Genomic DNA, 26,515 nt, shown 5'->3' on the forward strand with positions numbered 1-26,515 from the left:
CTTGCGGCTATTTGTCGTCGGTGAATACCGGCGGGCGTCGTTCGGCGCGCGCGGCAACCGCTTCTTCGAAGTTGGCGGTGAGCAAACGAACGAACAGCTGACCCAAGCCTTCGGCTTGCATGTGCCCTTCCAGGCTACCGGCGTCTAGTCCACTCCACAGTGTGCGCTTGGTCAACTCGATTCCCGGCCGTGAGAACGCCGCTATGCGTGCGGCGATCGCGTAGCAGGTGTCGAGCAGCTGCTCGTCGGGCACCTGGCACGACACCAGCCCGATGCGCTCGGCCTCCTCCGCGGTGATGTCGCGGCCGGTCAGCATGATTTCGAACGCCCGCGACGAGCCGATGGCCCGGGGCAACAGGTAGCTCAGCCCCAGCTCGCTGGCGGTCAGGCCGTTGTTGATGCCGGCGGCGCGAAAGTACGCGCCGGTCGAGGCGACCCGGATGTCGGCGGCCAGCGCCAGGCACAGGCCGCCGCCGATGGCCGGGCCGTTCACCGCGGCGATCACCGGCTGATGCAGGCGCCGCAGCCCCAGGATGACCTCGTCGAGGATCTCCATCGAACGCAGCGCGTAGGTCGGACGGGTCAGCCCCTCGACGTGGGGCACCGAGCCCGCGGACTTGTGGTCGGCGCCCGAGGAGAACCCCCGGCCCGCCCCGGTCAGCACGACCACGCGCACCGAATTGTCGTACCTGACCTTCTCCAGGGCCTCTTTGAGCGGCACCATGACGTCGAACGCCATGGAGTTCATCCGCTCGGGCCGATTGAGGGTTATCAGCGCGACGCCGGGCCGCGGGTGCTCTACCAGTACCAGACTCACCCAAGCAACCTAGCGCGTAGGCGGGCGCCACCCTGCCTGCGCCGCGATGTGGGGGCTATTCGCCTTGACCGGCCTGGGCCGCGTCGACGTCGAACGCCTTGATTTGCTGCACCAGGTCTTCGAGAGCGGCCGGCGGCAGCGCCCCGGCCTGGTTGAAGAGCAGCTTGCCCTTCTTGAAGGCCATCAGCGTGGGGATGGAGCGGATCTGGGCGGCCGCGGCCAGCTGCTGCTCGGCCTCGGTGTCGACCTTGGCGTGCACGATGTCGGGGTGCTTCTCCGCGGACGCCTGGAAGGTGGGTCCGAACTGGCGGCACGGCCCGCACCAGGACGCCCAGAAATCGACGAGCACGATGTCGTTGCCCTCGATGGTTTCGTTGAACTTCTCAGCGGTGAGATCCAGTGTTGTCACATTTGCTCCAACGCCGGACCGCGACGTGGTGTTCCCGGGCTACCGCAGGGCCGGGGTTCGTCCCGACGACATCGACGCGTTACCGGGCCGCGGCCCACCGTAGGTTACGGTTGCGTACGTTTTCCCACGTCGGACACACTGATGCGGACGATTCGCCGCCTCAGGGACCAGTGAGGAAATCGCGTTGGGCCACTACATCGCTAACGTCCGTGATCTCGAGTTCAATCTGTTCGAAGTGCTCGACGTGGGAGCGGTGCTGGGCTCCGGAAGCTATAGCGACCTCGACGTGGAAACGGCGCGAACGATCCTGGCCGAAGCCGCCCGCCTGGCGGAGGGCCCGGTGGCCGAATCCTTCGCGTTCGCCGACCGCAACCCGCCGGTCTTCGACCCCGCCGAGCACACGATCAGCGTGCCGGACGAGTTGGTGAAGACCGTGCAGGTCATCAAGGAGGCCGGCTGGTGGCGGCTGATGCTCGACGAAGAGATCGGCGGCATGGCCGCACCCCCACCGCTGGCGTGGGCGGTCAACGAAATGATCATCTGCGCGAACCCTTCCGCCAACTTCTTCTGCCTCGGCCCGTTGATGGCCCAGGCGCTGTACGTCGAGGGCAACGAGGAACAGCGGCGCTGGGCGGCGGAGGGCGTCGAGCGCGGCTGGGCGGCCACCATGGTGCTCACCGAGCCCGACGCGGGCTCCGACGTCGGCGCCGGTCGGGCCAAGGCCATCGCACAGCCCGACGGCACGTGGCACATCGAGGGCGTCAAGCGGTTCATCTCCGGCGGAGACGTGGGCGGCACCGCCGAAAACATCTTCCACCTGGTACTGGCCCGGCCGGAGGGTGCCGGCCCCGGCACCAAGGGGCTCAGCCTGTTCTACGTCCCGCAATTCCTGTTCGACCCGGAAACGTTCGAGATCGGCGCGCGCAACGGGGTCTTCGCCACCGGGCTGGAACACAAGATGGGGATCAAGTCCTCCCCGACATGCGAATTGACCTTCGGCGCAACGGATTTGCCCGCTGTCGGGTACCTGGTCGGCGACGTGCACAACGGGATCGCGCAGATGTTCACCGTGATCGAGCACGCGCGCATGACGATCGGAGTGAAGGCCGCCGGCACCCTGTCCACGGGCTACCTCAACGCGCTGGCGTTCGCCAAGGAGCGGGTGCAGGGCGCGGATCTGACGCAGATGTCCGACAAGACCGCGCCGCGAGTCACCATCATCCATCACCCCGACGTGCGCCGCAGCCTGATGACGCAGAAGGCCTACGCCGAGGGTCTGCGGGCGCTGTACCTGTATGCCGCCGCGCATCAGGATGATGCTGTCGCGCAGCATGTTTCGGGAGCGGACCACCAGATGGCGCACCGCGTCGACGACTTACTGCTGCCGATCGTGAAGGGCGTGAGCTCCGAACGGGCCTACGAAGTGCTGACCGAGTCACTGCAGACGCTGGGCGGTTCGGGCTTCCTGCAGGACTATCCCCTCGAGCAATACATCCGCGACTCCAAGATCGATTCGCTCTACGAGGGCACCACCGCAATCCAGGCGCTGGACTTCTTCTTTCGCAAGATCGTTCGCGACCGCGGCGAGGCCCTGCAGTTCGTGACGGCTCAGATCACCGAGACCATCGACGGCTGCGACGAGGCCCTCGAGCCGCAGGCCCAACTGCTGCAGACCGCGCTCGACGAGGTGATGGCGATGACGGGCGCGTTGACCGGATACCTGATGTCCGCCGCCCAACATCCGGCCGAGATCTACAAAGTGGGCCTCGGATCGGTGCGCTACCTGCTCGCGGTGGGTGATCTGCTCATCGGCTGGCGATTGCTGGTGCAGGCGGGTGTCGCGCACGCGGCGTTGGCCGACGCGGCGCCGACCGACGCCGCCTTCTATCGGGGCAAGGTGGCGACCGCGGCGTTCTTCGCCAAGAACATGCTTCCGAAGCTCACGTCCCTGCGCAAAGTCATCGAGTCCATTGACGGCGAGATCATGCGCGTTCCGGAACAGGCGTTCTGACCGCCCCGGATTACACACAGGTTAGCTACAGCTTCGACGGGTAATACCCATTCCGTTGCGTCCAAACACGATTGGAGAACGTTGATGTCCGCCAGCTGTCCAACCTCCCGGCGTACCCGGTTCGCCGTCCTCGCGGTCACCGGGGTCGCCGCGTTGTCCGTCGCCGCGTGCAGCTCGTCCAACAAAGCGGGCCCGAGCACGTCGACCTCGACGTCCACCTCGGTGGTGACCTCGACGACCACGTCGCCCGCCCCGGCCAGCGGCGAAGCCCGGCTCAGCGGCCTGATCGCGTCGGTCGCGGGCAACTCCATCCAGGTCACCAAGGAAGACAAGTCCACCGCCGCCGTCAACTTCACCTCGACCACCAAGATCACCGAGACGACGCCCGCCGCGCTGACCGACGTCACCTCCGGCAGCTGCGTCACCGTGCGGCCGACCCAGCCGGCCCAGGGCGGGCAGCCCGTCACCGCGGCGTCCGTGAAGGTCAGCCCCTCGGTCAACGGCGCCTGCCCGGCCAAGCCGGCGGGGCAGGGTTCGGGACCGAGCTCGACCACCCCGCCGCCCCCGGGCTCACCCGCGCCGGCCCCCAAGCCGGCCCCGGTCCGCGGCTCGGTGGCGTCGGTGTCGGGTAACACCATCAATGTCACCGGCACCGACCCCAGCGGCAACACCACGCAAACCGCGGTGACGGTCGACGACAAGACCAAGTACAGCAAGCAGGCCACCGCGACCACCGACGCGATTGCGCAGGGTAAGTGCCTGTGGGCGCGCGGAACGATGGACAACGGCACGCTGCAGGCGACCAGCATCAACGTGCGGCAGGCCAATGACGGCAAGTGCGGCAAACCCAAGTAGCCCGGCCAGGGAGGCTGAGCGCGGCTGAGGCCGGCTGAGATTACCGTCACTCCAGGCGAGCGCGGCCGTGATAACCGCGCTCGCCTGGGTATTCGGTGGCGACGGCTTACCGCGCGATCGGAGATGTGACGATGTCCGCCACCTGGGTCAAACCCCGGCTCGCCCGGCTCGCGCTCGTCGCCGTCGTCGCCGTGATCCTGCTGTTGGTCGCCATGTGCCGTTCGAGCGACACGAAATCCAGCAGCCCCGCGGCGCCCTCGGTGCCGGCGGCCGCCGCACGCAGCGCGCCGCCGAGCGCGGCCCCGCCACCGCCACCCCCGCCGCCCGCGCCGAAGGACTACGTCGAGGGCATGGTCCAGTCGGTGGCCGGCGACAAGATTCAGCTCAGAACACGCGGCGGTTCGGCGACCGTCGACTTTGCCCCTGCGACACCCGTCTTCCAGGTTGCCCCGGCCACGCTGCCTGATGTCACCCCGGGCAGCTGCGTCAACGTACGAGCCACCCCGCAAAGTTCACCCGCGGCTGGCGTCACCGCGCAGACCGTCATGATCACGGCGGCCGTTGACGGCAAGTGCCCACCACCCGCCGGCTTCTATGGCACGGTCGCATCGGTGTCGGGAAACACCATCGCCGTCAACGGGATTGGGCCCGGCGGCCCCACCACGGTGACGGTCACCGACGTGACGTCCTACAAGAAGCAGACGATCAGCAACCCTCAGGCGATCACGAACGGCACGTGCATGGGGGCTCAGGGAACGAACGACGGCGGGGCGCTGCAGGCGATGACCATCAGTCTGGAACAATGCCCGCCGATGGGGCACCCGCACCACCACCTGCACCTGCCGCACCTGCCCTTCCACCTCTAGCGGCGATCGCAAGCGCGGCGAAGCCGGGCGCGGCGGGTCGCCGCCATAGGGCTAGCGGCGATCGCAAGCGCGGCGAAGCCGGGCGCGGCGGGTCGCCGCCGTAGGGCTAGCGGTGGGTGGCCTTGGCCGAGTCAGACAGTGAAACCAAGGGCACGCAGCTGTTCGCGCCCGTCTTCGGTGATCTTGTCGGGCCCCCACGGCGGGTTCCACACCCAGTTGATGCGCAGCTCGTCGACCAGTCCGCTGCTGACGAGCGCGCTGCGGGACTGGTCCTCGATGACGTCCGTCAGCGGGCAGGCCGCCGAGGTCAACGTCATGTCGATCAGGGCGACGGTTCCCTCGTCGCCCTCTTCCACGTTGAGGCCGTAGACCAGTCCGAGATCGACGACGTTGATACCCAATTCGGGGTCGACGACGTCGCGCATCGCCTCCTCGAGATCGGCAAGGAATTCGTCATCCGGTGCGGCGGTCTCGCTCATTTTCTTCCTCCTCGAAGTCCGCGCCCCTGTCAGTGCAAGCCTGGGCCAGTGCGTCCTTGAACGCCATCCATCCCAGCAGTGCGCATTTCACCCGGGCCGGGTATTTGGCCACTCCGGCGAACGCGATCCCGTCGCCGAGGATGTCCTCGTCGCCCTCGATGGTGCCGCGCGAAGACACCATTTCGGTGAACGCGGCGACGGTCTGCAGCGCCTCGGGCACCGTCTGACCGATCACCTGCTGGGTGAGCACCGAGGTGGCCGCCTGGCTGATCGAACAGCCCTGCCCGTCATACGAGACGTCCGCGATGCGCCGGCCGTCGTCGGACAGCGTGACCCGCAGCGTCACCTCGTCGCCGCAGACCGGGTTGACGTGAGAGACCTGCGCGCCGAAAGGCTCCCGCAGCCCGCGGTGCTGCGGATGCTTGTAGTGGTCGAGGATCACGTCCTGATACATCTGCTCCAGGCGCACGGTCATTGTCTCCCAAAGAATTCCAGCGCGCGCCGCACTCCGGCGACCAGCCGCTCGACCTCGTCGGGGGTGTTGTACACGGCGAATGATGCCCGGGCGGTGGCCGCCACGCCGAATCGGCGGTGCAGCGGCATCGCGCAGTGATGCCCCACGCGCACCGCGACGCCCTCGTCGTCGAGCACCTGGCCGACGTCGTGCGCGTGCACGCCGTCGACGACGAAGGAGACGGGCGAGCCCCGGTTTTCCATGGTGGCCGGCCCGACGATCCGCACGCCGTCGATGCCCGACAGGCCCTCGAGGGCCACAGTGACCAGCTCACGCTCGTGCGCCTCGACGGCGTCCATGCCGACGGCGCCCAGATAACGCGCGGCCGCGCCCAGCCCGACCACCTGTGAGGTCATCGGCGTGCCGGCCTCGAACCGTTGCGGCGCAGGCGCGTAGGTCGACGCCTCCATCGTCACCGTCTCGATCATCGACCCACCGGTGAGGAACGGCGGCAGCTGCGACAACACCTCGCGACGGGCGTAGAGCGCGCCGACCCCGTTGGGGGCCAACATCTTATGGCCGGAGAAGGCGGCGAAGTCGACTCCGAGCGCGTGCAGGTCGACCGGCTCGTGGGGCACCGACTGGCAGGCGTCCAGCACCGTCACCGCGCCCACCGCGTGAGCGCGGCCGACCAGTTCGGCCACCGGCGAAACCGCGCCGGTCACGTTCGAATGATGGCTGAAGGCAACAACTTTCACACGCTCGCTGAGCTCCAGCGAGTCGAGGTCGATGCGCCCGTCGTCGGTCACGCCGTACCAGCGCAGGGTGGCGCCGCTGCGGCGGGCAAGCTCCTGCCACGGGACGATGTTGGCGTGGTGCTCCAACTCGGTGGTGACGATGACGTCACCCTCGCCCACGGCCCGGTCGAACCGCTTGTCGCCCAGCACGTATGACGCCAGGTTCAGCGCCTCGGTGGCGTTGCGGGTGAACACCAGCTCGTCGGCATCGGCGCCGACGAACGCGGCGATGTCCGCGCGGCCCTGCTCGTAGGCGTCGGTCGCCTCCTCCATCAGCTGGTGCGCACCGCGATGCACCGCGCCGTTGGAGGTGATCAGGAACTCACGTTCGGCATCGAGCACCTGCAGCGGGCGCTGGGACGTCGCGCCGGAATCCAGGTACGCCAACTGCTTCCCGCCGCGCATCACGCGCTTCAAGATCGGGAAGTCGGCGCGGATCGCGTCGACGTCCAGTGCTGTCCGCGTCATGCTTACGCCCCTGCGGCCGCCGCTCGCGGTGATCGCAAGCTCGGCGAAGCCGGGCGCGGCGGGTCGCCGCCATCGGTCTGCGTGAAGCGCACGTAGCCGCTCTCCTCGAGTTCGTCGGCCAGCTCCGGCCCACCCGATTCGACGATCCGGCCGCCGACGAACACGTGCACGAACTGCGGCCGAATGTAACGCAGGATCCGGGTGTAGTGGGTGATCAGCAGGATGCCGCCGTGCTCTGCCTCGGCGTAGCGATTCACGCCCTCGCTGACCACGCGCAGCGCGTCCACGTCCAGACCGGAGTCGGTCTCGTCGAGGATGGCGATCTTGGGCTTGAGCAATCCCAGCTGCAGGATCTCGTGGCGCTTCTTCTCGCCGCCGGAAAACCCTTCGTTCACACTGCGTTCGGCGAAAGCCGGGTCGATGTCGAGGTCACTCATGGCGGCCTTGACCTCCTTGACCCAGTGCCGCAGTTTCGGCGGCTCGCCGCGAACGGCGGTCGCCGCGCTGCGCAGGAAGTTCGACATCGACACGCCCGGCACCTCGACGGGGTACTGCATGGCCAGGAACAGTCCGGCGCGGGCGCGCTCGTCGACGCTCATGTCCAGAACGTTCTGGCCGTCCAGCGTGATCGACCCGGACGTCACCCGGTACTTCGGGTGACCGGCGATCGCGTAGGACAGCGTGGACTTGCCCGAGCCGTTGGGGCCCATCACCGCATGCGTCTCACCGGAATTCACCGTCAGGTTTACGCCGTTGAGGATAGGGATCTCGCGGCTTCCCTCGGGCGCGTTCGGGTCTTCGACGCTGACGTGCAGGTCTTTGATTTCCAATGTCGTCATGACGCTGTTGTCTTCTCCGTGATTTCCAGTTCGTGTTCGATGGCGGCGGTCAGGCGCTCCCGGATGTCGGGCACGGCGATCTTCGAGATGATCTCCCCGAAGAAGCCGCGCACGACCAGCCGGCGCGCCTGGTCTTCGGGGATGCCGCGGGCACGCAGGTAGAACAGTTGCTCGTCGTCGAATCGTCCGGTGGCGCTGGCGTGCCCGGCGCCGACGATTTCGCCGGTCTCGATCTCCAGGTTGGGCACCGAGTCGGCGCGCGCCCCGTCGGTGAGCACCAGGTTTCGGTTCACCTCGAAGGTGTCGGTGTCGGTGGCTTCCGCGCGGATCAGCACGTCGCCCACCCAGACGGTGTGGGCGTCGGGCCGCTGCGATGCCGGGTCCCCTTGCAGCGCACCCTTATACAGCACGTTCGACTTGCAATTGGGTTGCGCGTGGTCGACCAGCAGCCGCGACTCCAGGTGCTGCCCGTCGTCGGCGAAGTACAGCCCCAGCAATTCCGCGTCCCCGCCCGGGGCGGTGTACCGCACGTTGGCCGACATCCGCACCACTTCGCCGCCCAGGGTGACGGCGACGTGCCGCAGCACCGCGTCCTTACCCAGCCTGGCGTGCTGCGCGGACAGGTGAACCATGTCGTCGGCCCAGTCCGCGATCCACACAACGGTGAGGCGGGCGGCATCGCCGACGATGAATTCGACGTTGTCGGCGTAGGTTCCGCTGCCCTGGTGGTCGATCACCACGACCGCCTCGCCCAGTTCGGACACGTTGACCTGCAGGTGCCCGTACGCGACCGCGCCGGCGCCGGGGCCCGTCACGGTGATGTTGATCGGCTCGGCGATCTGCGTGTCGCGCCCGATGCTCACCAGCGTCGCGGAGTTGAACGACGAAAACGCTTGCGCCGCAACGCGGTCGGTGGGTACACCGGCACGGCCGAGCCGTTCGTCGCCCCGGCGGACCGTCTCGACCTGCACGCCCGGCTGTTCGCTGACGCTGATCTGCGCCTTGCCGGTCGTTTGCGCCGAGCCGTCGTGCAGGCCGCGCAGCCGACGCAGCGGGGTGAACCGCCAGATTTCGTCGCGCCCGCTGGGCACCTCGAACGCGTCCACGTCGAAGGACGCGAACAACTCGCCCTTGTTCAGCGCAGCAGCAGCAGAAGAAGCGGTCATCCGACCGCGCCCTCCATCTGCAATTCGATGAGCCGGTTGAGCTCCAGGGCGTACTCCATAGGCAGTTCCTTGGCGATCGGCTCGACGAAGCCGCGCACCACCATCGCCATCGCCTCGTCCTCGGTAAGTCCGCGGCTCATCAGGTAGAACAGCTGGTTGTCGCTGACCTTGGACACGGTGGCCTCGTGGCCCATCGTGACGTCGTCCTCGCGGATGTCGACGTAGGGGTAGGTGTCGCTGCGGCTGATCGTATCGACCAGCAGCGCATCACATTTCACGCTGGAGCGCGAGCCGTGGGCACCCTTGTTCACCTGCACCAGGCCGCGGTAGGAGGTACGGCCGCCGCCGCGGGCCACCGACTTGGACACGATGTTGCTCGACGTGTTCGGCGCCAGGTGCAGCATCTTGGCGCCGGCGTCCTGGTGCTGGCCCTCCCCGGCGAAGGCGACCGACAAGACCTCACCCTTGGCGTGCTCTCCGGTCATCCACACCGCCGGGTACTTCATGGTCACCTTGGACCCGATGTTGCCGTCGACCCACTCCATGGTGGCGCCGGCCTCCGCGCGGGCGCGCTTGGTGACCAGGTTGTAGACGTTGTTCGACCAGTTCTGGATGGTGGTGTAACGGCAACGGCCACCGGGCTTCACGATGATTTCCACCACCGCCGAGTGCAACGAGTCCGACGTGTAGATGGGCGCGGTGCAGCCCTCGACGTAATGCACGTAGGCGTTTTCGTCGACGATGATCAGCGTCCGCTCGAACTGGCCCATGTTCTCGGTATTGATGCGGAAGTAGGCCTGCAGCGGGATGTCGACGTGCACGCCCGGCGGGACGTAGATGAACGAACCGCCACTCCACACCGCGGTGTTGAGCGCGGAGAACTTGTTGTCGCCGGCCGGGATCACGGTGCCGAAGTACTGCTTGAAGAGGTCCTCGTGCTGACGCAGGCCGGTGTCGGTGTCGACGAAGATGACACCCTGAGACTCCAGGTCCTCGCGAATCTGGTGATAGACAACCTCGGACTCGTACTGGGCGGCCACACCTGCGACCAGGCGCTGCTTCTCGGCCTCCGGGATACCCAGCCTGTCGTAGGTGTTCCGGATGTCCTCGGGCAGGTCATCCCAAGAGGCGGCCTGCTTTTCGGTGGAGCGCACGAAGTACTTGATGTTGTCGAAGTCGATGCCCCCGAGGTCCGAACCCCACGTCGGCATCGGCTTGCGCTCGAAGATGCGCAACGCCTTCAGCCGCGTCTGCAGCATCCAGTCGGACTCGTTCTTCTTCGCCGAGATGTCGCGGACCACCGCCTCGGACAGCCCGCGCTGGGCGCTGGCCCCCGCGACGTCGGTGTCCGCCCAGCCATAGCCGTAGCGGCCCAGCGAGGCGATCGTCTGCTCCTGGGTCAACGGCTCGGCTTCTCCCGCTTTAAAGGCCTTTTGGGCCTCTGGCGTGAGGGTCATAACGACGCTCCTTCGATGCTCGTGGTGTCGCGACGCGGGCTGGGCGCCGGGGTCAGTGGTACGTGGGTGGTGCAGGCGCAGTCCCCGTTGACGATGGTCGCCAACCGCTGCACGTGGGTCCCGAGCACCTCGGCCATGGCCTGCTGCTCGGCCTCGCACAGCTCCGGGAATTCCTCGGCGACGTGCGAAACGGGGCAGTGGTGCTGGCAGATCTGCACGCCGTGGATCGGTCCCCCGACCCGTGTCGTGGTGGCGACGTAGCCGGCTTTGGTCAGCGCGCCGGCAACCCGTTCGGCGGCCGCCTCGACCTCGGCGTCGTCGTCGCTGTCCGCCGCGGGCACGCCGGCCAGGATCGCGTCGATCCGCTGCCGGGCGAAGGTGCGGACGGCGTCCTCCCCGCCGATCTCCCGTAGCTGGCGCATGGCCGCCGACGCGAGGTCGTCGTAGGCGTGCTCGAGCTTGGCGCGGCCCGCCGCGGTGAGCCGGAAGCGCTTGGCGGGGCGCCCGCGCCCCACCTGCTGCCAGGACGCGGCGGGCACCGACTCGGCGTCGCCCGCCTCGATCAGGGCGTCGAGATGGCGCCGCACACCGGCGGCCGCCAACCCGAGCCGGTCGCCGATCTCGCCGGCGGTGATCGATCCGGACTCCACCAGCAGGCGCACGATGGCGCGCCGGGTGTGGCCGTCCCGAACCGCGGCGGCCGCTGCACCCACGGCAGCGTCGTCGAGATCGGTTCGGATTTTCACAACACCAGTGTGACGCAATTCCAGGGATCGGTCTACCAAGGGTGCCCTGAGCGGGCGTTGCGCTGGTCACACTCGCACATTGGGCGGCACATCCCCCGCAAGCGGGTGGGGTGCCGGGACGCCCCGGCGGCTACGCTGCTCTGATGGCAGCCCGCCACCACGTGCTGAGCTCGTCGATCGCCAGCTTGCATGGCGACGAGCAGGCGGTGGGCACGCCGCTGAACGATACCGAGCTCACCGCGCTGCAACGCACCCGCCTGTTCGGGGCCACCGGCACCGTCCTGATGGCGATCGGCGCGCTGGGCGCCGGGGCCCGGCCCGTCGTGCAGGACCCCACGTTCGGGGTGCGGTTGCTCAACCTGCCGTCGCGGATCCAGACGGTGTCGTTGACGATGACCACGACCGGCGCGGTGATGATGGCGCTGGCCTGGCTGATGCTCGGCCGGTTCGCGTTGGCCAGCAGGCGGATGTCGCGCGGCGACCTGGACCGCACCTTGCTGCTGTGGACGCTGCCGCTGCTGATCGCGCCGCCGATGTACAGCAAGGACGTCTACTCCTACCTGGCCCAGAGCCAGATCTCCCTGGAAGGACTCGACCCCTACCGGGTCGGTCCGGCGTCCGGACTAGGCCTGTCCCACGTCTTCACGCTGTCGGTCCCCACCCTGTGGCGGGAGACCCCGGCGCCCTACGGCCCGCTCTTTCTGTGGATCGGGCGCGGCATCTCGGCGATCACCGGCGAGAACATCGTCGCCGCCGTGCTGTGTCACCGGCTGGTGGAGCTGATCGGCGTGGGCTTGATCGTGTGGGCGACCCCGCGGCTGGCCCGGCGCTGCGGCGTCGCCGAGGTCAGCGCGCTGTGGCTGGGCGCGGCCAATCCGCTGCTGATCATGCATCTGGTCGCCGGCGTGCACAACGAGGCGTTGATGCTCGGGCTGATGCTCGCGGGGGCCGAGTTCGCCCTGCGGGGCATCGATTCTCCGCGACTGTTCCCGGCCTCATGGCGGCCCGGCCCCGACTGGGAGCCGTTGGGCATGCTGCTGGCTGGCGCGATCCTGATCACCTTGTCGTCGCAGGTGAAATTGCCGTCGCTGCTGGCGCTCGGGTTCGTCACTATGGCGCTGGCCTACCGCTGCGGGGGCAACCTGCGGGCGCTGCTGCTCGCGGGCGGCGCGATGACGACGTTGTCGCTGGCGGTGATGGCGGCGGTCGGCTGGGCCAGCGGCCTCGGGTTCGGCTGGATCTACACGCTCGGCACCGCCAACGTCGTGCGCAGCTGGATGTCGCCGCCCACCCTGCTCGCACTGGGCACCGGGCAGGTGGGGATCCTGCTGGGACTCGGCGATCACACCACCGCGGTGCTGGGGCTCACCCGCGCCATCGGCGTGCTGATCATCATGGTCATGGTGGGCTGGCTGCTGCTGGCCGTCTTCCGCGGCCGGTTGCACCCGATCGGTGGCCTGGGCGTGGCGCTGGGCGTCACTGTGCTGCTGTTTCCCGTCGTGCAGCCCTGGTATCTGTTGTGGGCGATCATTCCGCTGGCCGCCTGGGCGACCCGCAGCGGATTCCGGGTGGCGGTCATCGTCATCACCCTCGTCGTCGGCATCTTCGGCCCGACCGCCAACGGGGACCGCTTCGCGCTGTTCCAGATCGTGGACGCCACGCTGGCCAGCACCGTCATCGTGGCGGCGCTCATCGCGCTGACGTACACCCGCCTGCCCTGGCGGCGGCTCCCGGGCGAGGACGCCGGAACGCCCGAAGCGGTCGTTGAAACCGCACCCACACCCGAGACGCCCCAGACCCCCCTGGCCACCCCGCGTTCCGAGGCGGTGCCCGACGCCTACGCTGATTCCACGTGAGCTCGGACGTTCCTGAAACAGTCGTGCGACTTCGCGGGGTGAGCAAGCACTACGGATCCACCACGGCCGTCGCCGATCTCGACCTCGAGGTGCACGCCGCCGAAGTGCTCGCCCTGCTGGGCCCCAACGGCGCCGGCAAGACCACGACGGTCGAAATGTGCGAGGGTTTCGTGCGCCCGGACGCCGGCACCATCGAGGTGCTCGGGCTGGACCCGATCGCCGACAACGCCCGCCTGCGCACCCGCATCGGGGTGATGTTGCAGGGTGGCGGCGGCTATCCCAGCGCCCGCGCGGGGGAAATGCTCAACCTGGTCGCCTCCTACGCCGCCGACCCGCTGGACCCGGCGTGGCTGCTGGACACCCTGGGCCTCACCGATGCCGCCCGCACCACCTACCGACGCCTCTCCGGTGGGCAGCAGCAGCGGCTCGCGCTGGCGTGCGCGCTGGTCGGCCGCCCGGAACTGGTCTTCCTCGACGAACCAACCGCGGGCATGGACGCGCACGCCCGGCTGCTGGTGTGGGAACTGATCGACGCGTTGCGCCGCGACGGCGTGACGGTGCTGCTGACCACCCACCAACTCAAGGAGGCCGAGGAGCTGGCCGATCGGCTGGTCATCATCGACCACGGCGCGACCGTCGCCGCGGGTACGCCGACCGAGCTGATGCGCGCCGGCGCGAAGGACGAGCTGCGGTTCACCGCGCCGCCGCGGCTCGACCTGTCGCTGCTGACCGCCGCCCTGCCCGAGGAGTACAAGGCATCCGAGGTGACGCCGGGCGAGTATCTGGTCGAGGGCCCGGTCGACCCTCAAGTGCTGGCCACCGTGACGGCGTGGTGCGCGCGGATCGACGTGCTGGCCACCGACATGCGCGTCGAGCAGCGCAGCCTCGAGGATGTGTTCCTCGACCTCACCGGCAGGAAGTTGCGGCCTTGAATCTGGACAAGACCCAATCGAACGTCTTTCCCGCGGGGACCTTCACCCCCGACCCGCGGCCCAGCACCGTGCCGCGGATGCTGGCCGCGCAGTTCGGCCTCGAGCTCAAGCTGCTGCTGCGCAACGGCGAGCAGCTGCTGCTGACCATGTTCATCCCGATCACGCTGCTAGTCGGGTTGACGCTCTTGCCGTTTGGCTCCTTCGGGCACAACCGCGCCGCCACCTTCGTTCCGGCCATCATGGCCCTCGCGGTCATCTCGACCGCCTTCACCGGGCAGGCCATCGCGGTCGCCTTCGACCGCCGCTACGGCGCGCTCAAGCGGCTGGGGGCGACCCCGCTGCCGGTCTGGGGCATCATCGCCGGCAAGTCGCTGGCTGTGGTCACCGTGGTGTTCCTGCAGGCAATCCTGTTGGGCGCCATCGGGTTTGCGCTGGGCTGGCGACCCGCCCCCGCCGCGTTGGCGTTGGGTGCGGCGGTCATCGCTCTGGGCACCGCGGGCTTCACCGCCCTCGGGCTGTTGCTGGGGGGGACGCTGCGGGCCGAGATCGTGCTCGCGGTCGCCAACCTGCTGTGGTTCGTCTTCGCCGGCCTCGGTGCGCTGACGGTGGAATCCGGGATGATCCCGACGGGCGTCAAGTGGGCGGCCCGGCTCACCCCGTCGGGCGCGCTGACCGAGGCCCTGTCGCGGGCGATGGTCCTGTCGGTGGACTGGTTCGGTGTCGTCGTCCTGGCGGTGTGGGGCGCGGTGGCGGCGCTGGCGGCGCTGCGCTGGTTCCGGTTCACCTGACGGGCGGTTCGGCTCGGTTCGGGTTCGCGACACGTAAACCACGCACACGACACGCCGATGCGGCTGTGCGTGGTTTAAGTCTCGCGACGCGAGGGCTTACTACAGGACGTAGTTTTCCTTGGCCTACCATCGGGCCATGCCCGTGGGACGCACGCTGATGCGGTTGGTCGACCTGCTCCCCAACCCGAGCGTGCGCGTCCAGCGCCTCGTCGCCGCGGCCGTCATCCTCACCCAGGGCGGCATCGCCGTCACCGGCGCGATCGTCCGGGTCACGGCGTCGGGGCTCGGTTGTCCCACCTGGCCGCAGTGCTTTCCGGGTAGCTTCGTCCCGGTCGCGCACGCCGAGGTGCCGCGCGTCCACCAGGCGGTCGAGTTCGGCAATCGGATGATCACCTTCGCGGTGGTCGTCGCCGCGGCGCTCGCCGTGCTGGCCGTGACCCGGGCGCGCCGCCGCCGGGAAGTGCTGGTGTACGCGTGGCTGATGCCGGTGTCGACGGTGGTCCAGGCGGTCATCGGCGGCATCACCGTGCGCACCGGGCTGCTGTGGTGGACGGTGGCCATCCACCTGCTCACCTCGATGACGATGGTGTGGCTGTCGGTGCTGCTCTACGTCAAGATCGGCGAGCCCGACGACGGAGTGGTGCACCGGCGCGTGGCCCGGCCGCTACGCGCCCTGACCGCGCTGATCGGCCTGGACCTGGCCGTGGTGCTGGTCACCGGCACGCTGGTGACGGCCGCCGGCCCGCACGCGGGAGACCGCAGCCCCACCCGAACCGTCCCCCGGCTCAAGGTCGCCGTGGACACCCTGGTCCACGCCCACTCCTCGCTGCTGATCGCCTACCTCGCCCTGCTGGTCGGGCTGGGCTTCGGGCTGTTGGCGGTGGGCGCCGCCCGGCCCATCCTGCGGCGGCTGATCGTCCTGCTCGCCCTGGTGTGCGCGCAGGCCGCGGTCGGCACCGCCCAGTACTTCACTGGAGTGCCCGCCGCGCTGGTCGCCCTGCACGTGGCCGGGGCCGCGGCGTGCACCGCCGCGACCGCCGCGCTATGGGCGTCGATGCGAGAGCGGGCCGAGCCCGAGCCGCTCGCAGGCTGACTCCACGGCCAGCGCGAACTCGCGCTGTGCGCGCTCGCGGGTGGTGGCGTCCAGGTGCCGCCAGCCCAGCGAGGGCGCGACGAGGTCGAGCCGCACCAGCCGATCCCCGGCCACGTCGGCGCGCGCGTAGAGCAGGTCGCGGGCCGCGATTCCGGCGCGATCCGCGGCCGCCGCGAGCGCGGTGTAGCCGAGATCCCAAGTTTCGAACTCCGGCTCGTCCGGCCAGGCGTGCGACTGCTTGCCGGCCAGGAAGATCAACGCCGCCCCCGCCGTCCCGCCCGCCAGCGTCGGCACCCCGTGGTTCTCCAGGTCGCGCAGATACCGCTCGCCGAGGTTCCAAACGACCGCGTCGGGGGGGTTGAGCAGGTGGCGCACCCGCCGCGTCCAGGCCAGGAATTCGTCGCGCCGGTCCGGATCGTCCGCGGTCGCACGGAGGATGACCAGGTCGGCGCGCAGGGTCTCGGGGTCGTCCCAGGACCGCCAGCGGGCGTGCAGCCCACGAGTTCGCAACGCGGGCACCAGGCCGGCGTCGGCGGGGTCGCCGCCGGCGCGCCCGGGAGGACCCGCCAGCACGATGCGGGGATGGAAGATGTCCGGACGGGCGAGTTTCATGCCCGGGCATGATAAGCACATGCACGCAATCGAAGTCAGCGAAACCGGCGGCCCCGAGGTGCTGCGCTACATCGACGCGCCCCAACCCACGCCGGGGTCCGGCGAGGTGCTGATCAAGGCCGAGGCGATCGGCGTCAACTACATCGACACCTATTTCCGCTCGGGCCAGTACCCGCGTGAGCTGCCGTTCATCCTCGGTTCGGAACTGTGCGGCACCGTCGCCGCGGCGGGCGACGGCGTCGACGGGTTCCGCGTCGGCGACCGGGTGGTCAGCGCGTCGGCGTCGGGCGGTTACGCCGAATACGCCACAGCCCCAGCGACTTTGACGGCACACGTGCCGGACGGCGTGAGTTCAGACGTGGCGGCGTCGGTGCTGCTGAAAGGCTTGACCGCGCACTACCTGCTCAAGTCCGTGTATCCGGTGCAGGCCGGCGACACCATCCTGGTGCACGCCGGCGCGGGCGGGGTCGGATTGATCCTGACGCAGTGGGCCCATCTGCTGGGCGCCCGGGTCATCACCACGGTCTCCACGCCGGAGAAGGCCCGGCTGTCCCGGCGGGCCGGTGCCGACGAGGTGCTGTCCTACCCCGACGACGCGGACGAATTCGGCCGGCAGATTCGCGGGCTCACCGACGGCGCCGGCGTCGAGGCCGTGTACGACGGCGTGGGCGCCACGACGTTCGAGGCCAGCCTCGCCAGCCTGGCGGTGCGGGGAACGCTGGCGCTGTTCGGAGCGGCCAGCGGACCCGTTCCGCCGTTCGACCCGCAGCGCCTCAACGCCGCCGGCTCGGTGTTCCTGACCCGGCCGTCGCTGGCGCACTTCATCCGCACCGGCCAGGAATTCAGTTGGCGGGCAGAGGAATTGTTCGACGCGATCGCCGGCGGGGCCATCACCGTCGAGGTCGGCGGGCGCTATCCGCTGTCGGAAGCCACGCGCGCCCATCAGGACCTGCAGGGCCGCAAGACCGCCGGCTCCATCGTGCTGCTGCCCTGAGAGCGCAGCCGCGACGCGGGGCGTCAGAACAAATGCGGCAGCGCGATCACCGAGTCGACCGCCAACGCGCAGAACACCACTGCGAGGTAGTTGTTCGATTGCAGGAACAACCGCAGCGGCTTGACGGGCTCGCCGGCGCGAACCCCGGCGTGGAGCTGGTGGGCCATCGCCAGGAACCACACCCCGGCGACCACGGCGACCGCCGCGTAGAGCCAGCCGGTGGCCAGCGCCAGCGCCAGTGTCGCCGCGACCGTCAGCCAGGTGTAGATCAGGATCTGCTTGGTGACCTGACGCTCGGTCGCGACGGCGGGCAGCATCGGGACGCCGGCCGCTTTGTAGTCGTCCTTGTAACGCATCGCCAGCGCCCAGGTGTGTGGCGGCGTCCAGAAGAAGATGATCGCGAACATCACCAGCGCCGGCCAGCCGATGGTGCCGGTGACGGCCGACCAGCCGATCATCACCGGCATGCAGCCGGCGGCGCCGCCCCACACGACGTTCTGCGACGTACGCCGCTTGAGCAGCAGCGTGTAGACCAGCACATAGAAGGCGATGGTGGCGCCGGCCAGGTGTGCCGACAGCATGTTCGTCGTCCACCACAGCCAAAAGAACGACGCCACCGACAGCGCCAATCCGAACACCAGCGCGTGGCTGCGCGGGACCCTGGCGCTGGCCAGTGGCCGGCGCGCCGTGCGCTTCATCACCTTGTCGATGTCGGCGTCGGCCACGCAGTTCAGGGTGTTGGCTCCCCCGGCGGCCAGCATCCCGCCGACCAACGTGTTGAGGATCAGCAGCGGATTCACGGCGCCGCGGTGGGCAAGCAGCATGGCCGGAATGGTGGTGACGAGCAGCAGCTCGATTACCCGCGGCTTGGTCAGTGCCAGATACGCCAGCACCGTGCCCTGTATTCGGCTCGGTGCCCCTCGACTCGGGGCGACGCGCCCGCGAACGCTCACGCAATCACTCCTTGGGGTCGCAGCAGCGCGCAGCATCTACTACACACGATGGTAGACCGCGGCCCGCTTATGGCCCGCCCGCAGGGTCCATTCACCCAGACTTCTCCCAGATTTCCGAACTGAATGTTACGGGTCGACGGCCACCGCGTAATTTTCACACGGGCCGGCTGCGGGTACCCAAAACCTGCACTGCAAGAGCCGGCCCTCCCGCACTAGGGTGGGATTGATCAGCTTGATGACCCCAAGGACTGAGTCTGTGACCACACTCGAAGAGATCTCGACGCTGACCCAACCGCATCTCCCCGACGACTGGTCCGAGCTCGACTCGGCTGCCGTCGACACCGTTCGGGTGCTGGCCGCCGACGCGGTCCAGAAGGTTGGCAACGGACATCCCGGAACGGCGATGAGCCTGGCCCCGCTGGCGTACACCCTGTTCCAGCGCACGATGAAACACGATCCCAGCGACACCTATTGGCTCGGTCGCGACCGGTTCGTGTTGTCCTGCGGGCACAGCAGCCTGACGCTGTACATCCAGCTGTACTTGGGCGGGTTCGGCCTGGAGCTGTCCGACATCGAGTCGTTGCGCACATGGGGTTCCAAGACGCCCGGGCACCCGGAGTTCCGGCACACCAAGGGCGTTGAGATCACCACCGGTCCGCTCGGCCAGGGCCTGGCCTCAGCGGTGGGCATGGCCATGGCCGCGCGCTACGAGCGCGGGTTGTTCGACCCCGACGCCGCCGAGGGCACCAGCCCGTTCGACCACTTCATCTACGTGATCGCCTCCGACGGCGACATCGAGGAGGGCGTCACCTCCGAAGCCTCGTCGCTGGCCGCGGTCCAGCAGCTGGGCAACCTCATCGTGTTCTACGACCACAACCAGATCTCGATCGAGGACGACACCAACATCGCGCTGTGCGAGGACACCGCCGCGCGCTACGAGGCCTACGGCTGGCACGTGCAAAGGGTCGAAGGCGGCGAGAACGTCGTCGGCATCGAGGAGGCCATCGCCAACGCCAGGGCGGTCACCGACCGGCCGTCGTTCATCGAGTTGCGCACCATCATCGGCTTCCCGGCGCCGAAGTTGATGAACACCGGCAAGGCGCACGGCGCGGCGCTGGGCGACGAGGAAGTCGCGGCCGTCAAGGAGATTTTGGGCTTCGATCCCGAGAAGAAGTTCGAGGTGCGCGACGAGGTCATCGCCCACACCCGCAAGCTGGTGGACCGGGGCAAGGAAGCACACGAGAAGTGGCAGGCGGACTTCGACGCGTGGGCGGAGCGCGAACCCGACCGCAAGGCACTGCTGGACCGGTTGACCGCCGAGGAATTGCCCGACGGCTGGGAAGCCGACATCCCGCGCTGGGAACCCGGCGACAAGGCGCTGGCGACCCGTGCGGCGTCCGGCAAGGTGCTCAATGCCGTGGGTCCGAAGCTTCCGGAGTTGTGGGGCGGCTCGGCCGACCTGGCGGGCAGCAACAACACCACCATGGACAACGTCAAATCCTTTGGTCCGCCGTCGATTTCGACCAAGGACTACACGGCGGACTGGTACGGCCGCACGCTGCACTTCGGTGTGCGCGAGCACGCGATGGGCGCCATCCTGTCCGGCATCGTGCTGCACGGCCCGACCAGGGCCTACGGCGGCACGTTCCTGCAGTTCTCCGACTACATGCGCCCGGCGGTGCGGCTGGCCGCGCTGATGGACATCGACACCATCTACGTGTGGACGCACGACTCGATCGGGCTCGGCGAGGACGGACCGACACACCAGCCGATCGAGCACCTCGCGGCGCTGCGCGCCATCCCCAAGCTGTCGGTGGTGCGGCCCGCCGACGCCAACGAGACGGCGTACGCCTGGCGCACAATCCTCGCCCGCGGCAACGGCAGCGGCCCGGTCGGGCTGATCCTGACCCGCCAGGGCGTGCCGATCCTCGAAGGCACCAACGTCGAGGGCGTGGCGAAGGGCGGCTACATCCTCGGTGATCCCGGCGGCGACGAGCCGGACGTCGTCTTGATCGCCACCGGCTCAGAGGTTCAGCTTGCGGTTGAGGCCCAGAAGCTGTTGGCGGACAAGGACATTGTTGCACGGGTGGTGTCCATGCCGTGCGTGGAGTGGTTCGAATCCCAGCCCGAGGACTACCGCGACAGCGTGCTGCCCCCGTCGGTGTCGGCCCGGGTGGCCGTCGAGGCGGGCGTCGCGCAGCCCTGGCACAAGCTCGTCGGCGACACCGGCAAGATCGTGTCGATCGAGCACTATGGCGAATCCGCCGACTACGAGACTTTGTTCCGTGAATTCGGTTTCACCGCAGACGCCGTCGCGGCCGCTGCGGAACAAGTCGTGGATAACTGAGAAAGGGTGATTCACATGACTCAGAACCCAAACCTCGCGGCGCTGTCCGCCGCGGGCGTTTCCGTTTGGCTTGATGACCTGTCGCGCCAGCGGCTGCAGTCGGGCAATCTGCAGGAGCTGATCGACACGAAAAGCGTTGTGGGGGTGACCACGAACCCGTCGATCTTCCAGAAGGCGTTCGCTGAGGGCGACACCTACAACGATCAGATCGCCGAGCTCGCCGAGCGGGGCGCCGACGTCGACGCCACTGTCCGCACCGTCACCACCGACGATGTCCGCAACGCGTGCGACGTGCTGCGGCCGCAGTGGGAAGCTTCCGACGGCGTCGACGGCCGGGTATCCATCGAGGTGGACCCTCGCCTGGCGGCCGAGACCGACAAGACCACGGCGCAGGCCGTCGAGCTGTGGAAGATCGTCGACCGGCCGAACGCGTACATCAAGATCCCTGCGACCAAGGCCGGCATCCCGGCTATCACGGCCGTCCTGGCGGAAGGGATTTCGGTCAACGTCACGCTCATCTTCTCGGTGGAGCGGCACCGCCAGGTGATGGACGCCTACCTGGCCGGCCTGGAGAAGGCGCGCGAGGCGGGACACGACCTGTCCAAGATCCATTCCGTCGCATCGTTTTTCGTCTCCCGGGTGGACACCGAGGTCGACAAGCGGCTGGAGAAGATCGGTTCCGAGGAGGCGCTGGCGTTGCGCGGTCAGGCCGGGGTGGCGAATGCCCGGCTGGCCTACGCCGCCTACCAGGAGGTGTTCGAGGGCGGCGATCGCTACGAGGCGCTCAAGGGCGACGGCGCCCGCGTGCAGCGCCCGCTGTGGGCGTCCACCGGGGTCAAGAACCCCGACTACTCCGACACCCTCTACGTCACGGAGCTGGTCGCTCCGAACACGGTGAACACCATGCCGGAGAAGACGATTGACGCGGTCGCCGAGCACGGCGAGATCAAGGGTGACACCGTCACCGGCACCGCTTCGGGCGCCCAGGAGGTGTTCGACAAGCTGAGCTCGATCGGGATCGACTTGACCGACGTCTTCCAGGTGCTGGAGAACGAGGGCGTGGAGAAGTTCGTGGACTCGTGGACCGAGCTGCTGGAGGAGACGCAGAAACAGCTGGATTCCGCCTCGAAATGAGCCCGGCTCGTAACGCTGCACAATGGCATAACCCGTTACGGGACAAGCGCGACAAGCGGCTGCCGAGGATCGCCGGCCCATGCGGCATGGTCATTTTCGGTGTCACCGGCGACCTCGCCCGCAAGAAGGTGATGCCGGCCATCTACGACCTGGCCAACCGCGGGCTGCTGCCGCCGAGCTTCTCCCTGGTGGGCTTCGCCCGTCGGGACTGGGAGACCCAGGATTTCCGCAAGGTGGTCTATCAGGCCGTCAAGGATCACTGCCGGACGCCGTTCCGGGAGGAGAACTGGGAGCGGCTGGCCGAGGGATTCCGTTTCGTGCCAGGGTCTTTCGATGACGACACGTCGTTCGCCCGGCTGGCCGAAACCCTGGACAAACTGGACGCCGAGCGCGGCACCGGCGGCAACCACGCGTTCTACCTGGCCATCCCGCCGAAGTCCTTCCCGGTGGTGTGCGAACAGCTGCACAAGTCCGGGCTGGCCCGCCCGCAGGGCGATCGATGGAGCCGGGTGGTCATCGAGAAGCCGTTTGGGCACGACCTGGAGAGCGCGCAGGCGCTCAACCATGCGGTCAATGCCGTCTTCCCCGAGGAGGCGGTGTTCCGCATCGACCACTACCTGGGCAAGGAGACGGTCCGCAACATCCTGGCGCTGCGGTTCGCCAATCAGTTGTTCGACCCGATCTGGAACGCGCACTACGTCGATCACGTGCAGATCACCATGGCCGAGGACATCGGATTGGGCGGGCGCGCCGGTTATTACGACGGTATCGGCGCCGCCCGCGATGTCATCCAGAACCACCTGATGCAGCTGCTGGCGCTCACCGCGATGGAAGAGCCGGTCAGCTTCAATCCCGCGGCGTTGCAGACCGAGAAGATCAAGGTGCTCTCGGCGACCCAGCTGGCCGAACCGCTCGACGAGACCACCAGCCGCGGCCAGTACGCCGGCGGCTGGCAGGGCGGCGAGAAGGTCGTCGGGCTGCTCGACGAGGAAGGGTTCGCCAAGGACTCCACCACCGAGACGTTCGCCGCCATCACGCTGGAGGTCGACACCCGCCGCTGGGCCGGTGTGCCGTTCTATCTGCGCACCGGAAAACGCCTGGGCCGCAGGGTGACCGAGATCGCGCTCGTCTTCAAACGCGCGCCGCACCTGCCGTTCGACGCCACCATGACCGACGAACTGGGCACCAACGCCATGGTCATCCGGGTGCAGCCAGACGAGGGCATCACGCTGCGGTTCGGCTCCAAGGTGCCGGGAACCGCGATGGAGGTCCGCGATGTCAACATGGACTTCTCCTACGGCTCGGCGTTCGCCGAGGAGTCACCGGAAGCCTACGAACAGCTGATCCTCGACGTGCTGCTGGGCGAACCGTCCCTGTTTCCGGTCAACGAAGAGGTCGAATTGGCTTGGCAGATATTGGATCCCGTCCTCGATAATTGGGCGGCCGACGGCAAGCCCGAGCCGTACGAGGCGGGCACCTGGGGTCCGGATTCCGCGTTCGAGATGCTGCGCCGGACCGGCCGGGAATGGCGGCGGCCCTGATGATCATCGACATGCCGGACACCACCACCACCGCGGTCAACAAAAAACTCGAGGAACTGCGGGAGAAGGTCGGCGCCGTGACGATGGGCCGGGTGCTGACGCTGATCATCGCGCCCGACAGCGACGCCATCCTGGAGGAGTCGCTGGAGGCGGCCAACAACGCCAGCCACGAGCACCCCAGCCGGATCATCGTCACGATGCGGGGCGACCCGTATGCCGACGAGCCGCGCCTGGACGCGCAGCTACGCGCGGGCGGAGACACCGGGGCCACCGAGGTGGTGATCCTGAATCTGTCCGGGGCGCTTGCCGGGCACCCCGCCAGCGTGGTCACCCCGTTCCTGCTCCCCGACATCCCCGTGGTGGCATGGTGGCCCGACGTCGCGCCGGCGGTTCCGGCGCAGGACCCGTTGGGCAAGTTGGCGATTCGGCGCATCACCGATGCCACCAATGGAACCGATCCGTTGTCGGCCATCAAGGGTCGACTGCCCGGTTACACGGCCGGCGACACGGATCTGGCCTGGGCTCGCATCACCTACTGGCGGGCACTGTTGACGTCCGCGGTCGACCTGGCGCCCCACGAACCGATCGAGTCGGCCCTGGTGTCCGGATTGAAAACCGAACCGGCGCTTGACATCCTGGCGGGCTGGCTGGCCAGCTGCATCGACGGGCCGGTGCGCCGGGCGGTCGGCGAGCTCAAGGTGGAACTCGTACGCAAGAGCGAGACCATCGTCCTGAGCCGGCCCCAAGAGGGCAGAACGGCGACCCTGAGTCGCACCGCCAAGCCGGAGGCCCTGCTTCCCTTGGCCCGCAGGGAAACCGGCGAATGCCTCGCCGAAGACCTGCGGCGGCTGGATCCCGATGAGATTTATCAATTAGCGCTAGAGGGCATTGAGAAAGTGCAGTACGTGTGAGCACCATCATCGAAGTTTTTCCGGAAGCTCAGGCGCTGGTCGAGGCCGCGGCGAACCGACTGGCCGATAACATCCGCAACGCCGTGGCCGCCCGGGACCGAGCGCTCATCGTCCTGACCGGCGGTGGCAACGGCATCGGGTTGCTCAGGTCGCTGGCCGGGCAGGAGATCGCCTGGCCCAAGGTGCACCTGTTCTGGGGCGACGAGCGCTACGTCCCCGAGGACGACGACGAGCGCAACGACAAGCAGGCCAGGGAGGCATTGCTGGACCGGATCGACATCCCGTCCAGCCATGTGCACACGATGCCGGCCAGCGACGGCGAATTCGGCACCGACCTCGCCGCCGCCGCGCTGGCCTACGAACAGCTGCTGGCGGCTAACGCCGCACCCGGCCAGCCCGTACCGAATTTCGACGTGCATCTGTTGGGCATGGGGCCGGAGGGCCATATCAACTCGTTGTTCCCCGACACCCCCGCCGTGCTGGAAACGAGCCGCATGGTGGTCCCGGTGGAGGACTCCCCCAAGCCGCCTCCCCAACGAATCACTCTGACGCTGCCCGCGATCCAGCGTTCACGCGAGGTCTGGCTGATGGTGTCCGGCGCATCCAAGGCCGACGCGGTGGCCGCGGCCGTCGGCGGCGCCCCGCCGGTCTCGGTGCCGGCCGCCGGGGCGATCGGGCAGGAAACCACGCTGTGGCTGCTCGACGAGGAGGCCGCGGCCAAACTGCCCGCTCGCCCGGGTCAGCCAGGCTAACCCCCGCCCGGTTTGATCCGGGTGATAATGACGGTCATGGCAGACAGAACCGTGCGCGGTGGGCAAGAGCGAAGCCGGATCAAGACCCTCACCCAGGCTGCGCTGAACGCCGACAAGACGGTGGAGCAGGTCGAAGACGTCCTCGACGGCCTCAGCACGACCATGAAAGAGCTGAACACGTCCCTTTCCAACCTGAACGCCACGGTCGAGCGCATGGAAAGCGGCCTGGACCACCTGGACGGCACCTTGTCGCGGCTGGACGATCTGGCCAGGCGACTGATCGTGCTGGTCGAGCCCGTGGAGGCGATCGTCGGGCGGATCGACGACATGGTGAAGGTGGGCGAGACGATGATGACGCCCCTCGCGATGACCGAGCACGCCGTGCGCGGGGCACTGGACCGGCTGCGCAACCGCTGAGCTACATCTTCGTCGAGCGGGCCATCACGAAGCTGTACAGCCCGTAGGTGATGAGTCCCACGCCGGCCGCAATCAACAGCGCCGCCCCAAAGTGCTGAGCCCCGAGTGTCTTCAGTGCCCCATCGAGCCCGGTGGCCTTCTTCGGTTCCGAGCGACACGCGGCGATGATCACCAGCGCGCCCGTCAGGGTGATGACGACGCCCTTGCCGACATATCCGGCCACGCCGAGCCGTCGCACCCAGCCGCCCGACTTTCCCCGGAGGTCGTCGACGAAGTTGCGGCTGGCGCCCTTGTAGATGTGGTAGCAACCGACCACGACAATGATCAGCCCGCCCGCGATGAGCGCGATGGTGCCGGCGGTCGTCGCCATCAGGTGCGCGCTGAGGCTCGAATTCTGTTGATCCGCAGCCCTTCCGGCCCCCCGGGCGAAGCCGAACGCCGAGTACGCGAACGCGAGGTAGACCGCCGCCAGCCCAAGTGCCTTCGCCCGCGAGGCTGCATCCGACGACGAGCCCTCCGGCCCACGGTCGCATGATCGGCCAAGGGCGGTTTCGACCAGCCGCCACAGGCCCATCGCCAGCAGGGCGCCCGTAGCGATCCAGAGTGCCAGCGGTCCGCCCGGCTTGGACGCCAGCGTCGCCAGGGCGCCGGTTTGATCGGCGGTTCCTCCTTCGCCGCACGCGACCCGGATGGCGAGATAGCCGACGATCAGGTGCAGCACCCCGTTGACGACGTACCCGACGCGCGCGAGTCGTTCGAAGACGCCGTTCTGGGCCACTTGTGCCGCGGTGACGGGCGAAGCGGTATCGGACATGGCTTAC

The 26,515-nt window shown here is 68.3% G+C and carries 26 protein-coding genes; 14 read left to right on the plus strand and 12 right to left on the minus strand.

The genetic code is table 11. From position 1 onward, the window contains the following. Nucleotides 1-7 precede the first annotated feature (7 nt). Nucleotides 8-817 (minus strand): enoyl-CoA hydratase, encoded by an 810-nt coding sequence (locus tag A5711_RS05145; protein WP_067944570.1) that lies wholly within the window; start codon nucleotides 815-817, stop codon nucleotides 8-10. 55 nt (nucleotides 818-872) lie between these two features. Further along, on the minus strand, nucleotides 873-1,226 hold the full coding sequence (trxA, locus tag A5711_RS05150) for a thioredoxin (RefSeq protein ID WP_067275529.1): 354 nt from the start codon (nucleotides 1,224-1,226) through the stop codon (nucleotides 873-875). 184 nt (nucleotides 1,227-1,410) lie between these two features. Between trxA and A5711_RS05155 the strand changes: the two genes are divergently transcribed. The 3 genes from A5711_RS05155 (at nucleotide 1,411) to A5711_RS05165 (ending at nucleotide 4,958) form a co-directional block, all read left to right on the plus strand. Further along, nucleotides 1,411-3,237: an acyl-CoA dehydrogenase gene (locus tag A5711_RS05155; protein WP_067944571.1), complete on the plus strand. Its 1,827-nt coding sequence runs from the start codon at nucleotides 1,411-1,413 to the stop codon at nucleotides 3,235-3,237. 84 nt (nucleotides 3,238-3,321) lie between these two features. Further along, nucleotides 3,322-4,092, plus strand: coding sequence for a DUF5666 domain-containing protein (locus A5711_RS05160; RefSeq protein WP_067944572.1), 771 nt, complete (start codon nucleotides 3,322-3,324; stop codon nucleotides 4,090-4,092). A gap of 131 nt (nucleotides 4,093-4,223) precedes the next feature. Next, nucleotides 4,224-4,958, plus strand: a complete 735-nt coding sequence (locus A5711_RS05165; protein ID WP_067944612.1) for a hypothetical protein — start codon at nucleotides 4,224-4,226, stop codon at nucleotides 4,956-4,958. 131 nt (nucleotides 4,959-5,089) lie between these two features. Here the strand turns inward: A5711_RS05165 and A5711_RS05170 are convergent, their stop codons facing one another. The 7 genes from A5711_RS05170 to A5711_RS05200 are packed head-to-tail and all read right to left on the minus strand — an operon-like array spanning nucleotide 5,090 to nucleotide 11,403. Then, nucleotides 5,090-5,437, minus strand: coding sequence for a metal-sulfur cluster assembly factor (locus A5711_RS05170; protein WP_066958214.1), 348 nt, complete (start codon nucleotides 5,435-5,437; stop codon nucleotides 5,090-5,092). Next, the gene (gene sufU / locus A5711_RS05175) at nucleotides 5,412-5,912 is read right to left on the minus strand and encodes a Fe-S cluster assembly sulfur transfer protein SufU (protein WP_156744788.1); all 501 of its coding nucleotides are present in this window, start codon (nucleotides 5,910-5,912) and stop codon (nucleotides 5,412-5,414) included. The genes A5711_RS05170 and sufU overlap by 26 nt, the downstream gene beginning before the upstream one ends. Next, the gene (locus tag A5711_RS05180; RefSeq protein ID WP_067944573.1) at nucleotides 5,909-7,156 is read right to left on the minus strand and encodes a cysteine desulfurase; all 1,248 of its coding nucleotides are present in this window, start codon (nucleotides 7,154-7,156) and stop codon (nucleotides 5,909-5,911) included. Before A5711_RS05180 ends, sufU begins: the two co-directional genes overlap by 4 nt. Before the next feature lie 2 nt (nucleotides 7,157-7,158). Next, the gene (gene sufC / locus A5711_RS05185; protein ID WP_067944574.1) at nucleotides 7,159-7,995 is read right to left on the minus strand and encodes a Fe-S cluster assembly ATPase SufC; all 837 of its coding nucleotides are present in this window, start codon (nucleotides 7,993-7,995) and stop codon (nucleotides 7,159-7,161) included. Then, nucleotides 7,992-9,161 carry a Fe-S cluster assembly protein SufD gene (gene sufD, locus A5711_RS05190; RefSeq protein ID WP_067944575.1) on the minus strand — a complete coding sequence of 390 codons (1,170 nt, stop codon included), beginning with the start codon at nucleotides 9,159-9,161 and terminating at the stop codon, nucleotides 7,992-7,994. Before sufD ends, sufC begins: the two co-directional genes overlap by 4 nt. Next, entirely contained in the window at nucleotides 9,158-10,618 is a 1,461-nt protein-coding gene (sufB, locus tag A5711_RS05195) for a Fe-S cluster assembly protein SufB (protein ID WP_067944576.1), read from the minus strand. The genes sufD and sufB overlap by 4 nt, the downstream gene beginning before the upstream one ends. Continuing rightward, on the minus strand, nucleotides 10,615-11,403 hold the full coding sequence (locus tag A5711_RS05200; RefSeq protein WP_082953168.1) for a metalloregulator ArsR/SmtB family transcription factor: 789 nt from the start codon (nucleotides 11,401-11,403) through the stop codon (nucleotides 10,615-10,617). Before A5711_RS05200 ends, sufB begins: the two co-directional genes overlap by 4 nt. Before the next feature lie 104 nt (nucleotides 11,404-11,507). On the opposite strand from A5711_RS05200, the gene mptB reads away from it, so the two are divergent. From mptB to A5711_RS05220, 4 genes are all read left to right on the plus strand, one after another. Next, complete coding sequence (gene mptB, locus A5711_RS05205) at nucleotides 11,508-13,220, plus strand: polyprenol phosphomannose-dependent alpha 1,6 mannosyltransferase MptB (RefSeq protein WP_067944578.1); 1,713 nt, start codon at nucleotides 11,508-11,510, stop codon at nucleotides 13,218-13,220. Further along, the gene (locus A5711_RS05210) at nucleotides 13,217-14,152 is read left to right on the plus strand and encodes an ABC transporter ATP-binding protein (RefSeq protein WP_156673017.1); all 936 of its coding nucleotides are present in this window, start codon (nucleotides 13,217-13,219) and stop codon (nucleotides 14,150-14,152) included. The genes mptB and A5711_RS05210 overlap by 4 nt, the downstream gene beginning before the upstream one ends. 77 nt (nucleotides 14,153-14,229) lie before the next feature. Then, nucleotides 14,230-14,940 (plus strand): ABC transporter permease, encoded by a 711-nt coding sequence (locus A5711_RS05215; RefSeq protein WP_231971926.1) that lies wholly within the window; start codon nucleotides 14,230-14,232, stop codon nucleotides 14,938-14,940. 157 nt (nucleotides 14,941-15,097) lie between these two features. Further along, nucleotides 15,098-16,033, plus strand: a complete 936-nt coding sequence (locus A5711_RS05220; RefSeq protein WP_197520743.1) for a heme A synthase — start codon at nucleotides 15,098-15,100, stop codon at nucleotides 16,031-16,033. On the opposite strand, the gene A5711_RS05225 is transcribed toward A5711_RS05220, so the two are convergent. Continuing rightward, complete coding sequence (locus A5711_RS05225) at nucleotides 15,983-16,645, minus strand: hypothetical protein (protein ID WP_067944581.1); 663 nt, start codon at nucleotides 16,643-16,645, stop codon at nucleotides 15,983-15,985. The genes A5711_RS05220 and A5711_RS05225 overlap by 51 nt on opposite strands. Nucleotides 16,646-16,664: 19 nt before the next feature. On the opposite strand from A5711_RS05225, the gene A5711_RS05230 reads away from it, so the two are divergent. Then, nucleotides 16,665-17,639: a quinone oxidoreductase gene (locus A5711_RS05230; RefSeq protein WP_067944582.1), complete on the plus strand. Its 975-nt coding sequence runs from the start codon at nucleotides 16,665-16,667 to the stop codon at nucleotides 17,637-17,639. 23 nt (nucleotides 17,640-17,662) lie between these two features. On the opposite strand, the gene A5711_RS05235 is transcribed toward A5711_RS05230, so the two are convergent. Further along, entirely contained in the window at nucleotides 17,663-18,592 is a 930-nt protein-coding gene (locus tag A5711_RS05235; protein ID WP_067944583.1) for a heme o synthase, read from the minus strand. Nucleotides 18,593-18,848: 256 nt separating this feature from the next. Between A5711_RS05235 and tkt the strand changes: the two genes are divergently transcribed. From tkt to A5711_RS05265, 6 genes are read left to right on the plus strand one after another with little or no spacing between them, the layout of a single operon-like run. Then, nucleotides 18,849-20,939 (plus strand): transketolase, encoded by a 2,091-nt coding sequence (gene tkt / locus A5711_RS05240; protein WP_067944584.1) that lies wholly within the window; start codon nucleotides 18,849-18,851, stop codon nucleotides 20,937-20,939. A gap of 15 nt (nucleotides 20,940-20,954) precedes the next feature. Further along, the gene (tal, locus tag A5711_RS05245; RefSeq protein ID WP_067944585.1) at nucleotides 20,955-22,073 is read left to right on the plus strand and encodes a transaldolase; all 1,119 of its coding nucleotides are present in this window, start codon (nucleotides 20,955-20,957) and stop codon (nucleotides 22,071-22,073) included. Then, the gene (gene zwf / locus A5711_RS05250) at nucleotides 22,070-23,614 is read left to right on the plus strand and encodes a glucose-6-phosphate dehydrogenase (RefSeq protein WP_067944586.1); all 1,545 of its coding nucleotides are present in this window, start codon (nucleotides 22,070-22,072) and stop codon (nucleotides 23,612-23,614) included. The genes tal and zwf overlap by 4 nt, the downstream gene beginning before the upstream one ends. After that, nucleotides 23,614-24,525, plus strand: coding sequence for a glucose-6-phosphate dehydrogenase assembly protein OpcA (opcA, locus tag A5711_RS05255; protein WP_067944615.1), 912 nt, complete (start codon nucleotides 23,614-23,616; stop codon nucleotides 24,523-24,525). The genes zwf and opcA overlap by 1 nt, the downstream gene beginning before the upstream one ends. Continuing rightward, nucleotides 24,522-25,277 carry a 6-phosphogluconolactonase gene (gene pgl, locus A5711_RS05260; RefSeq protein ID WP_067944587.1) on the plus strand — a complete coding sequence of 252 codons (756 nt, stop codon included), beginning with the start codon at nucleotides 24,522-24,524 and terminating at the stop codon, nucleotides 25,275-25,277. The genes opcA and pgl overlap by 4 nt, the downstream gene beginning before the upstream one ends. A gap of 27 nt (nucleotides 25,278-25,304) precedes the next feature. Then, nucleotides 25,305-25,694: an ATPase gene (locus A5711_RS05265; protein ID WP_067944588.1), complete on the plus strand. Its 390-nt coding sequence runs from the start codon at nucleotides 25,305-25,307 to the stop codon at nucleotides 25,692-25,694. A 1-nt stretch (nucleotide 25,695) separates the two neighbouring features. Here A5711_RS05265 and A5711_RS05270 read toward each other — a convergent pair whose 3' ends face one another. Then, nucleotides 25,696-26,508 carry a DUF1206 domain-containing protein gene (locus A5711_RS05270; RefSeq protein WP_067944589.1) on the minus strand — a complete coding sequence of 271 codons (813 nt, stop codon included), beginning with the start codon at nucleotides 26,506-26,508 and terminating at the stop codon, nucleotides 25,696-25,698. Nucleotides 26,509-26,515: the final 7 nt, after the last annotated feature.

The sequence above is a fragment of the Mycobacterium sp. E2238 genome, from assembly GCF_001672665.1.
Classification (GTDB): Bacteria; Actinomycetota; Actinomycetes; order Mycobacteriales; family Mycobacteriaceae; genus Mycobacterium.